Here is a 15,465-nt window from a genome sequence, read left to right as displayed (position 1 = left end):
GGCGGGACGAGGGCACAGTGCCGTCTTCGGTGAGCGGTGCCCCCGTCGGCGGGCGGCGGCCTACTTGTAGATGTCCGCGACCCACTCCGGGTGGTCGATGAACGGGTTCCTGTTGTGCTGGAACTTGTCGAAGATGACCTGGTTGCGGTTCTTCTCGAACTTGTCCGGCGGGTCCTCCTCGCTCCACTTCTTCAGCACCGACAGCTTGCCGATGTTGGGCTTGGAGCCGTTGTCCACCTGGTCGTTGGCTTCCAGGTCCGGGAACTCGTCGTCGCCCTCGTAGCGGACGTCCATGTAGAGGATCATGCGGGCCACATCGCCCTTGACCTCGTCGCGCGGCTCGAAGGAGTCCTCGTCGGTGCGGTTGCCCGGCGCGCCCTCGACCTCCTCGCCGCCCTCGTCGAAGTCCTTGTTGTTGCGGATGCTGTTGACCTTGACGTTGGCCGGGCGCAGGTGGTGTACGTCCGTGCCGGGGCCCTGGGAGGTGCCGAAGTCGCCGTGGGACTTGGCCCAGACGTGCTCGCGGTTCCACTGGTCGGCGCCGCCGCCGCTGTTGTCCGCGGATTCGGACTTGCCGCTGTAGAGGAGGATGACGTTGCCGGCCTTGTCCGGGTCCTTGTCGGTCTCCTTCAGCGCGTCCCAGACGTCGTCGTACGAGAGCGTCTTGACGTTCTTGCTGATGATGCCGTGCAGCGCCTTCTTCAGCTCTTCGCCGGTCTTGCCGTCGGCGTCCTTGTAGTAGTCGTCGTCCTCCGCGGCGCTGAAGGCGGACGGTGCGCCGGAACGCGCGGAGTGCTTGTCCGGTGCGGTGGCCGTGCCCGCGGAGGCGGGTATCTGGATGACGGCGGCTATGAGCGCGGTGCCGGCGAGTGCGCCGAGCGTTCTGCGGCGCGCTGCGGAACGTATGAAGTCCACGTTGGCGTCCTCTCCCCGAGGTGTGGCGCCGTGAGCGCAATGTGGGGGTCGCAGCACGGCACCGGCCGAAGGGTGATCGGCCGCTGCGAAGCCTTCCATTGCTTCGAACACCGATGCGGGCAAATATGAAACGTTCCTGTGAAGAAGCAGTGAAGGAGAGCGTGTCGTCACCCAGGGCGATGTGCGTCTCACGCCTCCAACATCTCGACGGGCAGCCGCTGTTGGGGGTCCGACGGCTGCAAGTCCTTCCTGAATGCTGCGGCAAGGCTTGCCAGATGTGCGGGGCGCCGTTACGTTCCCTTCAAGTTCCCGTGGACACAAGGCAGTCGGGGTCATGCGACCTGCGACGGCCTGCCGACGGGACGTCCGGCTGCCGGCGCGTGCGGCCCTTCCGAAGCGATGTGAAGGAGCCTTCGTGCGTACGCGCATCCCACCGCGCCGGCCGGGAGCGGCCGGCACCCTCGTGCCCGTCCTCGTACTCGTGCTCGGCCTCGCCCTGCTCACCGGAGTCTCCGGGCCACCGCCTGCCGGCGGCCAACGCGCCCTCGCCGCCAGCGAGATGGGCGGGGTCGCGGGCGAGAAGGCCCCCGCCGCGGGCCAGAAGAGCCCCGCGGTGGGCGGGAAGGCCGGGGCCGCGGGCGGGAAGGCGGGCCGCGCGTCCGCCTCGCTCGGCGCCCACTACGACGACGGCGGGGAGCACATCACCTTCCGGGTCCGCTCCTCGTCCGCGACACGGATGCTCGTCGCGCTCTACGACAAGCCCGCGGACGCCGACGACAAGGGCACCCTGCTGCTGAAGAAGGACCCCGAGTCCGGCGGCACCTGGACGGCGACCGTGTCCGCCGCCGAACTCCGCGAGAAGTACGGCATCGACGGCACCGTCTACTACGGCTACCGCGCCTGGGGCCCCAACTGGCCCTACGACAAGGCCTGGACGAAAGGCTCGGGGGCGGGCTTCGTCTCCGACGTGGACTCGCACGGCAACCGCTTCAATCCGAACAAGCTGCTGCTCGATCCGTACGCCCGCGAAGTCAGCCACGATCCGCTGCGCGAGGGCATGACCGACGAGGGCGTCTACGGTTCGGGACCCGCACACCGCACCGAGGACAGCGGCCGTCAGGCCCCGAAGGGCATCGTGCTGCCCGAGACGGCGCCCGGCGACGGGGGAGGCACGGGTGAGAAGCCGAAGCGCGCGCTCAAGGACGACATCGTCTACGAGGTGCATCTGCGGGGCCTGACGAAGAACGACCCGGCGGTGCCCGCGGACGAGCGCGGAACGTACGCGGGCGCTGCGGCCAAGGCGGGGGAGCTGGCCGAACTCGGAGTCACAGCAGTGGAGTTCCTGCCCATGCAGGAGTCGCAGAACGACGCCAACGACGCGGATCCGGGCAGCAGCGCCGACGACAACTACTGGGGATACGTCACCGACGACTTCTTCGCGCCCGACCGCCGTTACGCAGCGGACCGCTCACCCGGCGGCCCCACAAGGGAGTTCCGCGCGATGGTCAGGGCGTACCACGACGCGGGGATCAAGGTCATCGCCGACGTCGTCTACAACCACACCGGCGAGGGCGGTCCCTGGAAGGAAGGGGACAAGGACACCTACGCCATCCACTCCTACCGCGGCCTCGACAACCCGGCGTACTACTCGCTGACCGACGACCGCCAGGAGCCGATGGACAACACGGGAGTCGGCGGCAACTACAACACCCGCAACCCCGTCGCGCAGGACCTCGTCATCGACTCGCTCGCGTACTGGAAGGACACCCTCGGCGTCGACGGCTTCCGCCACGACCTCGCGCCCCTGCTCGGCAACACCTGCCAGCACGGCTGCTTCAAGTACAGCGCCACCGACCCGAAGACCGCGCTGCACCGCATCACGGAGGAGATGCCGGCGCGCGGCCCCGGCGGCGGCGAGGGAACCGACTGGATCGCGGAGCCCTGGGCGCTCGGCGAAGGCACCTACCAGATCGGCGAGTTCCCGGCGGGCTGGTCGGAATGGAACGGCAAGTACCGCGACACCCTGCGGACCGGCCAGAACAAGCTGGGAGTCGAGGAGGTGACGCCGAAGCAGCTCGCCACGCGCTTCGCGGGCTCCTCCGACCTGTACGGAGACGACGGCAGGCGGCCCTTCAACTCGGTCAACTTCATGGTCGCGCACGACGGGTTCACGCTGCGGGACCTGTACGCGTGCAACGAGAAGGACAACGGCCGGTCCTGGCCGTACGGGCCCTCCGACGGCGGCTCCGACGACAACATCTCCTGGGACCAGGGCGGTTCGGCCACGGCCCAACGGCAGGCGGCCCGCAACGGGTTCGCCTTCCTGATGCTCTCGGCGGGCACGCCGATGATGACGGGCGGCGACGAGGTCCTGCGCGGCACCCGCTGCAACAACAACCCCTACAACCTCGACAACGAGGCGAACTGGCTCGACCACGAACCCGGCGCCGACCAGCGCACGTTCCGTACGTACACCCACCGGCTGCTCGAATTCCGCAAGGCCCACCCGGCGCTGCGGCCCGCGGACTTCTACAAGAGCGGTGACGGCAACGGCAACGGCATGGGACAGCTCGACTGGTTCACGCCGGCCGGCGAGGCGCCCGACGAGACGTACTGGAACGGCACGTCCAACCACGCGCTCGGCTGGCGCCTCGACGGCACGGAGCTCGGCGACCCGGCGGACGCGCTCTATGTGGCCTACAACGGGTCGTCGGACCCCGTGGACTTCACGCTGCCCTCGCCCGGCGAGGGCAAGGAGTGGCACCTGGTCACGGACACGGCCGCCGGCTCGGAGGGCCCGGACCAGGTCGCCGAACCGGGCACGGAGCCACGGGCGGGCGGCAAGGGCGACTCGTACGAGCTGGGCGCCCGCTCGACGGCGGTTCTGATCGCCAAGCGGCAAGGAACGACGGGCCGTTGACCGAACGGCTCCGCCCGGCGGTGCGGGGCCCGTGCGGGCGCACCGCGGGGCGGAGCACGGGCAGCCGCTGTCGTCCAGCGCTGCCCGTGCCGGTCCCGAGGGCTCTGCGTGTCTGCTTCTGCGACCGCGGAACGTCAGCACGGGATCACCGTCGGTCGGCGCGGGTCCGTTGGCGGGGCGTCGGGGCGGTGGGTCGGGAGGTGGTGGCGTATGTCTCGACCGGAGGTCTCGGCGGAGCTACCTTTGAAAGTGGTTCTCTCCCTGAATGCCGGGCTTGTACGGCAGTGCAGGAGGCCGTGATGGTCGTCGAGGTGATCGTTGGGCTCGTCATCGCGCTGGCTCTGTATGCGATGACGGCGGCACGTGTGGTCAGGCAGTACGAACGGGGCCTGGTCTTCCGGCTGGGGCGGTTGCAGTCGGGGCTGAAGGAGCCGGGGTTCACGATGATCGTGCCCGGCATCGACCGGCTCCAGAAGGTCAACATGCAGATCATCACGCTGCCGGTGCCGGCCCAGGAGGGCATCACCCGGGACAACGTGACCGTCCGGGTGGACGCCGTCGTCTACTTCAAGGTCGTACAGCCCGCCGACGCGATCATCCGCGTCGAGGACTACCGCTTCGCCGTCTCGCAGATGGCACAGACCTCGCTCAGGTCGATCATCGGGAAGAGCGAGCTCGACGATCTGCTCTCCGACCGCGAGAAGCTCAATCAGGGCCTGGAGTTGATGATCGACAGCCCCGCGGTGGAGTGGGGCGTCACGGTGGACCGGGTCGAGATCAAGGACGTGTCGCTGCCCGAGACGATGAAGCGCTCGATGGCGCGGCAGGCGGAGGCGCAGCGGGACAGGCGCGCCCGCGTCATCAACGCGGACGCGGAGCTGGAGGCGTCGAAGAAGCTCGCGCAGGCCGCCGAGCAGATGTCGGAGACACCGTCCGCGTTGCAGCTGCGGCTGCTCCAGACGGTCGCGTCCGTGGCGACGGAGAAGAACTCCACCCTCGTGCTGCCCTTCCCCGTGGAGCTGCTGCGCTTCCTGGAGGGGCCGCGTGAGGGCACGGTCACGGACGGCGGTCGGGGCGGAGACGGCGGCGGCAAGGCCAAGACGGGCAAGGCGAAGGCACTGAAGGCCGGGAAGACGGAGAAGGCCGCGAAGTCGGAGAAGACCGGGAAGGCCGGGAAGGCGGCTGAGATCGGCAAGGGGGAGCGGCAGAAGCCGCTGCCGGAGGGCGTCGGCGCTCTCCCGCCGGACGCTCCGCTTCCGCCGGAGGCGGTCGTGCCGGAGGGGCCGGCGCCAGGGGCGATCTCCCCGGACGACGTGCAGGAGGAGGCCGTACCCGAAGAGGCCGTATCCGAGGAGCCCGTGCCCGAGGAGGGCGTGGCCGAGGAGCTTTCCGGGACGGACGGGGAGCAGGCGGCTGAGGAGGCGGAGGACTCCGCCCCGGGCGAGGAGGACGTGCCGAGAAGCCGCCGCAGGCGGCGGCGCTAGCGGCCGGTGGCCGGAGGGGCCGGGGCCCGCGGAGGTGCGGGCATGCGTGCCGTCCGTACGGCTCGGCTCGGCTCGGCTCGTAAGGCTCGCACGGTCGGCCGGTGCGAAGGACCGCGGAGGACGGGGACAGTGTGCGTGTCTCCGTCCTCCGCGCTGAGCCCTCCGCACCCGCGGAACCGCGCAACGGTACGGCGGTGCGCCGCGGCGGCGGCCGTACCGGGACGTCGGCCGTAACGAAACGGCCGGGCACCGCGCCGGGTCAGGTCAGGCGGTGCACCGGACGCCCGTCGCCCCAGCGGTCGATCGCCTCTTCGTCGGCGAAGGCGAGCGCCCTCAGCATGTTCCCGCCGTCGCTGACCTTGACGGAGTGCCGCAGACGCTCGACGTGCGCGTCGCTGAGCTTCGTCGTGCCGGCGTCGATTGTGTCGCCGAAGAACGGCTCGAAGGCCACACCCGCGAAGCCCGCCTGGCGCAGCAGCCTCGGCATGGTCTGCTTCGAGTAGAACATCAGGTGGTTCCGGGTGAACCCGTTCCACTTCGAGCCGTACGACTTCAGCAGCATCGACTCGGCGTTGACGGTGAGGATCATCAGCACGCCGCCGGGCGCGAGCAGATTGCGGAACGTGGTGAAGTCGTCGACCGGGCGCGGCAGATGGGCCAGCACCGACCACAGGGTGACGACGTCGAAGCCGCCGGCCGCGATCTCCGGTACGTCCTCGGGGGCGCCGAAGTGCGCGGTGGCCGACGTCAGGCGCTCGTTGGCCTCCTTGACGGAGTCCGGCGAGAGATCCACGCCCTGTGCGTCGAAGCCGCGCTCCTCCGCCAGCTCCAGGAAGAGACCGGCGCCGCAGCCGAAGTCCAGCAGCCTGCGCTTGTCGCCCTCTTCGAAGACGGGCTTGAAGGCGTCCATGGCCTGGCGGTAGCGGCGCTGCCTGTTGGCGGCGTAGTTGCCGGTCAGGAAGCTGCTGTAGTTCTTGGAGTACAGATCGCCGAGGCGCTCGGGCAGGACGTTGGGATTGCGGTACAGGAATCCGCAGGAGGGGCAGCGGACGACGTGGTACGACCACGCGGTCTTGCCGTTCTTCTTCACCTTGGTCGGCTCGTAAAGCGGCTGCTGCCTTGTCTCGCCGCACATATGGCAGGAGATGAACTCCTCGATCGCGCCGAGCTTGACGCGTGAACGGTATTCATCGAGGGATATGACCGGGGAACTGCGCAGGAGCCTGCGGTACTGAAGCTCCCGGAACGTACGCTCGCCCGGCCTGACGTAGACGCGCTGTTCCCACGGAACGCTGTCGTAACGCGAACCGTAAACGGCACGGGCGACGGCTCGTTTGACTGACACCATGTGGGTACCTCTCGAACGGCTTTCGGATCACAGTGTCACTCGGGATCGGTTTTCTTCAAATAGCTCTGTGACTTTTTTGTGCCGTGATTGGCCGCGCGGGGACCACATCTGATCGACGAGGCGAACTCCCCGAGTCGTATGGGGCGTTATGTCCGTTAGTGCGGGCGATTGATGATGATTTGGCGCGCTCCTGGCGGGCTGAATGCTTCGCTCCGCTTCCGCGTGTGCAGCACCCATGGAGTTCGCGCAGCACCTGTAGCCGGTGGTGACGTTGCGTGTCTTTTCCCGGCCCCAGCAGGGCTTTCCGTGACCGGTCTCCTCGTGAATGCACAGCCGAATCCCGCGCCCCTCCAGGCCTCTTCCGGCGATGATTTCACTGCTGTCCGGTCTTCAACCGAAGTGCTTCTCTTCATCAGCCGTCAATGTGTGCACACGCCAACGGAGTTGAAAAGCCGCGCCATGACCAGTGCGGACTTCGCTGCGAAACAAGACGGACACGCAACTGTTCTACGAGGCGGTAATGTGACGGAGGGCGACTGTCATGAGTCGGTAACAGATTCCGCGACCGCACCGGTAAAGCGGCCTCCATTGCCGGGAATTGGGTGCCGTATTACCGGCGATTGATCGTCGCGCCCGCTACGGGAGTCCTTCTCCGCCGCTGCCGGGTACGACCCTCATCGTGTGCCTACGGGCGGCGTAAGGGCTGCGTAATGGCGCGTACGGAAGGCGCACGGAACGCCTACGGAACGCCTGCGGAAAGGCGCACGGGCCGGGGCCGTGACCCTTGCCGGGGTCGGGCGGGGCCGGGCGCGCGTGCCCGGCCCCGCGCACAGCAGCGCCCCCGCTCCGGTGTCCGTGCGGACACCCGGAACAGGGGCGGGTCCGGCCGCCGCCGGTGTGCTCAGAGCCTGCGTACGCGCGCCGAGATGCCGTGCCCCACGAGCAGGTAGATCAGTGCGGGGAGCCCGTAGTTGAAGAAGACCCGCAGGCCCTCGCTCTCCATCGTGAAGATGTCCTGCGCCCATGCGGCGAGCCAGTCGGCGGTGCCCTTCACGAACTCGACGAAGGGGTTCGCCTGGTTCGCCTCCAGCAGGTACAGCATGATCCACAGGCCCAGGATCACGGCCGCGATGTCCGCGATCGTGTGGATGACGAGCGCCGCGCGCTGGGTCCCCTCGCCGTCTCCGCGCGGACGCCGCTCGCGGCGCGGAGGAGGAGGCGGCGGCGGGCTGTTGTACCCGTAGTCGGGGGGCGGGGGCGGGCCGCCGCCCTGATAGCCGGGGCCGCCGGGACCGGGACCGCGGCCGGGACCACCGGGGCCCGGGCCGGGGCCGTAGCCCGGGCCGGGTCCGTAACCGGGGTCTCCAGGCGGGCCGCCCTGCCTGTATACGGGCGCCGGGCCCGGAGGGGGCCCGCTCGGGCCCTGGTTGTACGGCTGCCGGGGCATGGGCTGGGTGTCGTCCACGGGATCGGTCCTATCCGACGCGCAATCAGCGTCTCGTCGCTGTCAGGAGTCTCGTCCAGGAGAAGAACGGTGATGGGCGGCCGCGGGCGGACGGAATCCAGGCGGAGTGCGGGGTGAGTCCGGCCGGAGATCCGGCCGATCCGGATGGAACCCGGCGACCCCGGCGAACCCGGGCGAGAAGCTCCGGAATCCCGTGCCCGCATTCCCTCTGCGCCGCGGCACGCCGACGGCGTTACTCACGTCACCGCACTCGCACACCACGGGTTCAGCCCGCACGCATGCGCTGCACGCACGCTCCACACCGGTTAGTGCCCGGTCCGCGGCGGTTCCATCCCCAGGGAGCGGGTCCGAGGGGGCGGGCCCGGGGAAGCGGTCCCGTCCCGAGGGAGGCTTCGCCGCATCGCGGGCACGCGTCACCGCATCATCGACGCCGCCTTCTTGATCGCCTCACGTATGCGGAAGTACGTCCCGCAGCGGCACACGTTCGCGATCGCGTCGATGTCCTCGTCCGAGGGGTTCTCGGTCCTGCGCAGCAGCGCCACGGCCGCCATGATCTGCCCGGGCTGGCAGTAGCCGCACTGGGCGACGTCCTGCGCCAGCCACGCCTCCTGCACCGGATGCAGCCGGTCGCCGTCCGCCAGGCCCTCGATCGTCGTCACGTCCCTGCCCTCGGCGTCGGAGACGGGCACGACGCACGGGTTCACCGCCTGCCCGTCGAGATGGCTCGTACAGGCCTTGCAGACGTCGATGCCGCATCCGTACTTCGGGCCCCGTACGCCGAGCAGGTCGCGGAGCACCCACAGCAGGGGCATGTCGTCGGGGGCGTCGACCGTGACGGACTCGCCGTTGACGGAGAAGGTGTGGGAAGGCAACTCGGGCTCCTCAACGGGGGAACGGGTCGAAGTCGACGTCGAAGTTCACGGGGAAGGAGCGCGGCCGGGTGCCGGTCGCACGCGCGTAGGCGTTGGCGATCGCGCCGACCGCGGCCGGTACGCCCAGCTCGCCGGCGCCGCCGGGCTCCGCGCCGTCCTCGGCGGGCATCACGTGCACGCGTACGTCACGGGGACTGTCGGCCTGCCGCGCGTAGTGGAACTGCGAGTAGCTGCCCTCCAGCGGCAGCCCGTCGTCGATGTGCAGGCCCGCGCGCAGCGTCGTGGAGATCGCGTCGGTGAGCCCGCCGAGCATCTGCGCCTCCAGGCCGCGCGGATTGACGGGCCGGCCGACGTCGACGGCGATCACCGCCTTGGTCACCCTGGGGTCCTTCGGGTCGCGGGCGTCGATCTCGACGAGGCACGCCGTGCAGGACTTGTACTCCTCGTGGAAGCCGACGCCCTGCGCGAAGCCCTCCGGCAGCTCCCTGCCCCACTCGCCGCTCTCCGCGGCCTTCTCCAGCACGGCCCGCTGACGTGCCGACTTGAGGAACTCCCGGCGGAAGGCGACGGGGTCCTTCTTCATCTTCCGGGCCAGCTCGTCGACGATGATCTCCTCGGCGCCCCGGGTGTTCGCCGAGTAGACCGAGCGCCAGGACGCCGTCGGCATCCTGAGCGGCACCTCGTTGAGGAGCTGCGTCGTGACGCCGAAGTCGTACGGGGACTTCACCGTGGTCAGGAAGAGCGACTGGGCGAGCGTCGCGTTACCCGCGACGGGCAGCTTCGCGGCGTTCGCGGAGAGGATCTCGCCCAGGCCGTGCCGGAAGTCGGTCTCGACGGCGGCGACCCGGTGCTCGAAGCTGATCACGTTGCCCAGCGAGTGCGTGGCGCGGATCTTGTGGTGCGTGGCGGGCCGCATCCGGCCGTGGCGCATGTCGTCGATGCGCGACCACATCAGCCGCACCGGCCGCCCGCTCTTCTTCGAGATGCGTGCCGCCTCCAATGCCGCGTCGAAGAAGAGGCGCCGCCCGAACGAACCGCCGCCCTGGACGACATGGACGGTCACCTTCTCCTCCGGCAGCCCCAGTTCGGCGGCGATGGTCTGAAGCGCCACGATCGGCGACTTCAGCCCGGACCAGATGGTCGCCCCGTCCTCCCGTACGTCCGCGACGGCCGAGTTGGACTCCAGCGGCGCGTGCGAGACGAACGCGAAGTCGAACTCCGCGTCGACGTGGTCCGTCAGCACCGGAGGCACCGCGAGAGGCGGGGCCGCGGCGCGCAGCTTCTTTCGTATGCCGTCGTCGGACAGGCCGTCGACGCTGCCCCCGCCCCAGCTGACGTCGAGGGCGTCCTTGCCGTCGAGCGCCTGCCCGAAGGTCTCCGCGACCACGGCCACGCCCGTCTCGACGACGACCACGTCCAGCACGCCGGGCATGCCGCGTACGGCGGCCTCGTTGTGCACCTTCTTCACGGTGCCGTTGAGCGTCGGGGGCCGGCGCACCATGGCGGGCTTCGCGCCGGGTACGTCCAGATCGAGGGTGTAGTGCTGCTGCCCGGTGACCATCGCCCGCGCGTCGACGCGGGAGGTGGGGCTGCCGACCAGCGAGTGCTCCGACTCGCGCTTCGTGCGGGCCTGTTCGCCGCTCAGCTCCTCGGTCCGTGCGGCCGCCGCGGCCCTGGCGAGAGACGCGTAGGAAGCGCGCCTGCCGCCGGGCCCGGCCACCACGCCCTCGTGGACGGAGAGTTCGTCCGGCTTCATGTCCCACTTGCGCGCGGCGGTGGCGACCATGCGGGCGCGGGCGGCCGCCGCGGTCTGCCGTACGGGACCGTACAGCGACCTGATCGAGTTGGAGCTGCCGGTGAGCTGGTTCCAGAGCAACTCCGGGCGTGCGTCGTCGAGTCGGACCCGTACCTTCTCCAGGGGCGTGTCCAACTCCTCCGCGACGAGCATCGCCACGGCCGTCGTGAGGCCCTGGCCGACCTCCTCGCGCGGCAGCCGGAAGTGCGCCGTGCCCTCCTCGTCGACCGTCAGCACCAGCATGTCCGCCGTGGGCTTCCCGGCGAGGATCAGCACGTCACCGAGGTCGAGCACGTCGGCGGGCGCCGGGGGCGAGGGAACTGAAGCACGGGCCTCGGCGGGCGCGGCGGCCTCCGAGCCGATGCCGGTGGCAACGGCGAGCGTGGGCGCCGCCACGAGGTAGGTGAGGAACGTGCGGCGGGCGGGCCCGGACGGGCCGGGCTCGCGGACCTGCACGGGCTCCCGGGCCTGTACGGGCTCACGGGCCCGCGCGGTCCGCACGGCCTGCCCGGCGCCGCCGGGCTCCTCGTCCGCTCCGGCCATGGTCGGCTCCTTCGCAACGGGACGGCTGCCGGACAGCGGTACGGGCGGGCTGCGGCCAAGACGGCACCGCCAGCCCGCGATCCGGCTGGCGAACACACTTCCGGGCCCTGGCCTGCCGGGCAATGTGCGCCCCGTGAGGATTGTGCGTAAGTACGTGTTCGTGACACGGCCTACTTGCTGGGCGGGTGCTTGCTGAGCGAGACCCCGTGCTCTTCAGCGAAGGCCCGGCGGCACAGGCCGTGGCAGAAGCCGTACAACGCGCCCTCGTGCACCAGAGTGGGAGTGGAGGCGTCGATCTCCACACCCATGCCGCAGACGGGGTCGATCAGCTTGCCCTGTGCCGTTCCCGCCGTCGGACCGCTGTCGCTGCCGTCCCGGTACGGCCGGGAGACGAACTCCATGAGATCCATGCTGCCCATGACCTCTCCGCGGATTCCGATGCCGCCCTCAGAGATCCCATCCACCAGGACCACCGCGTGAGGTTCGCGCCGTACACGCTCGGGATCGCGACCGGCGGCGCGTTCGATCTCGCCCAGGACACCGGTAACGAGCTCGACGACGCTTCTGCTGATCTCCTTGCGCCAGGACGCGGGCGCACTGACCCGCACCAGGTAACGCGGCGGGTCCGCGGGGTCCGCAGAGGTTCGCTGGCCCAGAACCCAAGTGGCGGGCTCATGCACGAGCACCTGCGTGATCATGCGCTGAGCGTCGATGACCTCGATGGCATGGCTGTCGTCCTCAACCATCAGCGTGTCGACCAGTCGTCGCCCCAGGCTTTGGCGTTCCGCTTCACTCAGCGCACCTCTCGGAACCCAGACCTCGATGAGAAGCATCCGTAGTCACCCCTTCCGGCAGACCGTCGGCGAATGGCCAATATACCCACTAGGGGTATATGGGAGTATCCGTCCGGAGAGAGAAGGGACCGCTGCCGGCCGTGATGCCGGAGGCGCACATCCGGCGCACCGCGGGAAGTCGGCTCGGGGTCGAGAACGCGCGCTGGGCATTGGAAACCCGGAATCACATGCGGCGCGGAGATGGGCGGGGGCTTGGAGCGCGGGGCGCCGAGGGTGCGTGGCGGCCGGAGCTCCCGGGGCAGTGGTTACCGCCTTGCACGCGGCCCGGGCGGGGCTGTCTGGCGGGTGAGGCTCAGCCGGTCCGCGCTTGCGGGGCCCTGCCGTGGGGGCCGGGTCTAGGTACTTATTGCTCATGCCTCCGCTGTCACCGTTCTGTGATCCTGGGCGAGGGCAGGGTGCGGACGAGGCGCGGTCGGGTGCCTGCATCCGCGTAGGAGCGACACGGAGGACCGACGGAAGCCGGAGACACGGACCACCGACTGACGGCGTCGGGCTCGGCCGGGGCGCCGTCGACTCCCGGGGAATGAACGAGCGGATGGTATTAACGCGACTGTCTGACGCCGAGCTGCGCCGGCTCGTCCAGGAGGACGGTAGCGCCGCCTCCGGTGCGCGCGAGGAGCTGGAGAAGCGTCACTATCAGGCCGTACGGGCCTTCGCGTTCGTCGCCGGTCCCGGAGCGGGCGACCGGCTGGCAGGGGAGGCGTGGGAGCAGGCGCTGCGGCCCCTGGACGAGGACATCACGGGTGCGGTGCGTCCGCGTGCGCTCACGGCTGTGCTTCGTACGGCCGCCGAGTGGCTGCGTACGGGTCAACGGGGCGAGCTGGCACCGGAGTTGGTGGACTGGTTCGAGCCGGACGGTACGGAAGACGCGGGTGCGGCGGGTGCGTTGGGCGTCGTGGACGGCGCGGGCGGCGCGGAGGACGGAGGTGGCACGGACGGTGCGGGCGGCGGTACCGCCGATGTCGTGGGCACCGCCGACGTCGGGGCGGATCTCGTCCCCGGCCCGGACTCCGCAGCCGCCGTCCGGGCCGGAGCCGCCGACGCGCGGAGTGAGGCGGGGGCCGCGCGGCTCGCGCGCTTCCGTTCGTCGTCGGTGACCGCGCGCGCCTTCGAACGGCTGCCGGCCCGCAGCCAGACCGTGCTGTGGCACCACGAGGTCGAACACGACGACTCCGCCGCCATCCACGAACTCCTCGGCTCCGACGCCGAGGACGTGTCGCTGCTCGACAGGCGCGCACGCCGGGAGCTGTACAACACCTACGTCGCCCTCCACCAGAACGAGACCGTCGACGACGCGTGCCGGCGGCTGCACCGGATGCTGCTCGCCTACGCCGAGCAGACGACCATGAACACCCCCGGCGACCTCGTCTCCCACCTCGACCGCTGCGCCCACTGCGCGAGGGCCGTGGACGATCTGGAGCGCATGCGCTTCGAGTTCGGGAGCGTGCTGGCGGAGGCGCTGCTGCCGTGGGGAGGCGCCGACTACGCACTCTCGGCGCACACGCTCTCGTCCCCGACCCTGGACGTCTCCGGCGCCGCGGGCACCGGTCTGCGCCCCAGGGCCGCGAGCATGAAGGCGTGGGCGGCGGCCGGTCCCGGCGGGCGGCTGCTCGGCGCGATGCGTACGCGTGCGGCTGCGCTGCCCGGCATGGGTGCCGTGGGTGCCAAGGGTGCCGTGGGTGCCGTCGCGGGGCGCGAACGCAGCCCGCGCGCACGCCGGTTCGTGCTGTCGGCCGCGCTCGTCGGACTCTGCTCGCTGGTCGTGGCCGTCGCCTATACGGGCGGGCTGCGGCAGGGAGCGGAGAACAGCGCTGCGCCGCGGCCCGGGGAGTCGGGTGCGGCGGCGCCCGGCGGCTCGAAGCCGACCGCGACGGCCACGTCCACCGTGACGGCCACGCGATCACCCGGCGGGAACGGATACAAGCCCTCATCTCCCGTGCGCGGACCGGTACTTGAGTGGCTGTTCGACGCGGTCGACGACGGTACGACGGTCGACACCTCCGGCCGCGGCAAGGACGGAACGCTCGACGGCGACCCGCTCCCGGAACCGGTGAAGGGCGGGGCGCTGGAGTTCGACGGGGAGCAGTCGGTGGTCTCCGACGGTCCCGTCGTCGACACGTCCAAGAGCTTCTCCGTGTCCGCCCGCGCCAAGTTGAACGGCACCGAGGACTTCCAGACGGTCGTCAGCCAGGACGCCTCCTACATCAGCGGTTTCGCCGTGCAGTACGACCCGGATTCGGACCGCTGGGAGATGATCGCGCCCGAGGAGGACGACGAGGACGCCGAACTGGTACAGGCGGGCGGCTCGCCGGGACCTCCCGCGGACAAGTGGACGTATCTGACCGGTGTACACGACGCCGGTGCGGGTGAGATCCGGCTGTACGTGGACGGAAAGCTGGAGGGCAAGGCCTCAGTTGGGGGAGGCGGTGGCGGCGCCGCTGCCGGCGGCGGTGCTGACGGGGCCGCGGGTTCGGGCGGTTCGCCGACCGCCACGCCGACCGCGACCTCGGGAGGTGGCGCCGGCGGCGGGGGCGGCGGGGCCGGCAGGAACGGTGGTGGCGGGCGCGGCGGCCCGGGCGGTTTCGGCGGTGGCGGGCGCAGCGGCCCGGGCGGCGGTGGGGGATTCTTCGGCGGGCCGGTGGGCAGGGGGGACGACTTGGCAGTCAGCGCGGCCGACGCGGTCGGTGCGGCCGACGCGGCCGACGCGGCCGGTGCGGCCCGTGCCGCGGGCGCCCAAGTCATCGACGCGGACGGGGACTTCGCGGTCGGCCGCAGCCTGGCGGGCGAGGAGTTCGACCGGGGCTTCGACGGGACGATCGACGACGTGCGGGCGTTCAAGAGGGCGCTCACGGCGAGGGAGGTCGCTGCGCTGGCGGGGCGGTGAGGGGCGGCCTGGCGGCCGCGGGTTGTGACGGGGTGGCGGCTGCGCCGCCGCGGTGGGTGTGTTTCCCGCCCGCCCGCCCGTTGCTCCGAGGTGGCGTTCGGACCCGGTCGGCAGCGGCTGGCGCCGTGCCGACGTGTGTGTGGTCGGGGCGTGCGGCGCGTGAACGTCCGTGCGGGTTGGGTGGGTTCGGGGTGCGCCTGGGCGTGGGGCGGGGTGCCGTTGGTGGGCGGGCGCGCCGCCGTGGGGGGTGTTTCCCGCCCGCCCGCCCATTGCTCCGAGGTGGCGCTCGGGGGCGTTCGGACCGGCCGCCGCCGCGCCGCTCGCGGAGGAGGCGGAACCCCCGCCGGAGGTCCGGGTCCCCGGGCGCGGTGGCGCCAGTTGTCGG

General features: G+C 70.8%; 8 protein-coding genes and 1 pseudogene. 3 read left to right on the top strand and 6 right to left on the bottom strand.

Annotated features, from left to right (window positions below; all coding sequences use genetic code 11):
- Window positions 1-60: 60 nt before the first annotated feature.
- The gene (locus HCC61_RS04425; protein ID WP_346777070.1) at window positions 61-906 is read right to left on the bottom strand and encodes an endonuclease; all 846 of its coding nucleotides are present in this window, start codon (window positions 904-906) and stop codon (window positions 61-63) included.
- A gap of 424 nt (window positions 907-1,330) precedes the next feature.
- On the opposite strand from HCC61_RS04425, the gene HCC61_RS04420 reads away from it, so the two are divergent.
- Window positions 1,331-3,835 carry an isoamylase gene (locus HCC61_RS04420; RefSeq protein ID WP_206322111.1) on the top strand — a complete coding sequence of 835 codons (2,505 nt, stop codon included), beginning with the start codon at window positions 1,331-1,333 and terminating at the stop codon, window positions 3,833-3,835.
- A gap of 299 nt (window positions 3,836-4,134) precedes the next feature.
- Entirely contained in the window at window positions 4,135-5,319 is a 1,185-nt protein-coding gene (locus HCC61_RS04415) for a slipin family protein (RefSeq protein ID WP_169133952.1), read from the top strand.
- A gap of 259 nt (window positions 5,320-5,578) precedes the next feature.
- On the opposite strand, the gene HCC61_RS04410 is transcribed toward HCC61_RS04415, so the two are convergent.
- From HCC61_RS04410 to HCC61_RS04385, 5 genes and pseudogenes are all read right to left on the bottom strand, one after another.
- On the bottom strand, window positions 5,579-6,667 hold the full coding sequence (locus tag HCC61_RS04410; RefSeq protein WP_169133951.1) for a class I SAM-dependent methyltransferase: 1,089 nt from the start codon (window positions 6,665-6,667) through the stop codon (window positions 5,579-5,581).
- A 901-nt stretch (window positions 6,668-7,568) separates the two neighbouring features.
- Window positions 7,569-7,838 (bottom strand): annotated as a pseudogene (locus tag HCC61_RS04405) (hypothetical protein); the annotation flags it as partial.
- Window positions 7,839-8,545: 707 nt separating this feature from the next.
- Window positions 8,546-9,004 (bottom strand): (2Fe-2S)-binding protein, encoded by a 459-nt coding sequence (locus HCC61_RS04395; protein ID WP_169133950.1) that lies wholly within the window; start codon window positions 9,002-9,004, stop codon window positions 8,546-8,548.
- 10 nt (window positions 9,005-9,014) lie between these two features.
- The gene (locus HCC61_RS04390; RefSeq protein WP_169133949.1) at window positions 9,015-11,342 is read right to left on the bottom strand and encodes a molybdopterin cofactor-binding domain-containing protein; all 2,328 of its coding nucleotides are present in this window, start codon (window positions 11,340-11,342) and stop codon (window positions 9,015-9,017) included.
- 170 nt (window positions 11,343-11,512) lie between these two features.
- On the bottom strand, window positions 11,513-12,175 hold the full coding sequence (locus tag HCC61_RS04385) for a hypothetical protein (protein ID WP_169133948.1): 663 nt from the start codon (window positions 12,173-12,175) through the stop codon (window positions 11,513-11,515).
- A gap of 544 nt (window positions 12,176-12,719) precedes the next feature.
- Between HCC61_RS04385 and HCC61_RS30065 the strand changes: the two genes are divergently transcribed.
- A complete protein-coding gene (locus HCC61_RS30065) occupies window positions 12,720-15,080 on the top strand; it encodes a LamG domain-containing protein (protein WP_206322110.1) in 2,361 nt (786 codons plus the stop codon).
- Window positions 15,081-15,465: the final 385 nt, after the last annotated feature.

Source organism: Streptomyces sp. HNM0575, assembly GCF_012726265.1.
In the GTDB taxonomy this organism is placed as follows: Bacteria; Actinomycetota; Actinomycetes; order Streptomycetales; family Streptomycetaceae; genus Streptomyces.
The sequence above is the reverse complement of the archived record's forward strand: the minus strand, read 5'-3'. Positions and strand labels throughout refer to the sequence as shown.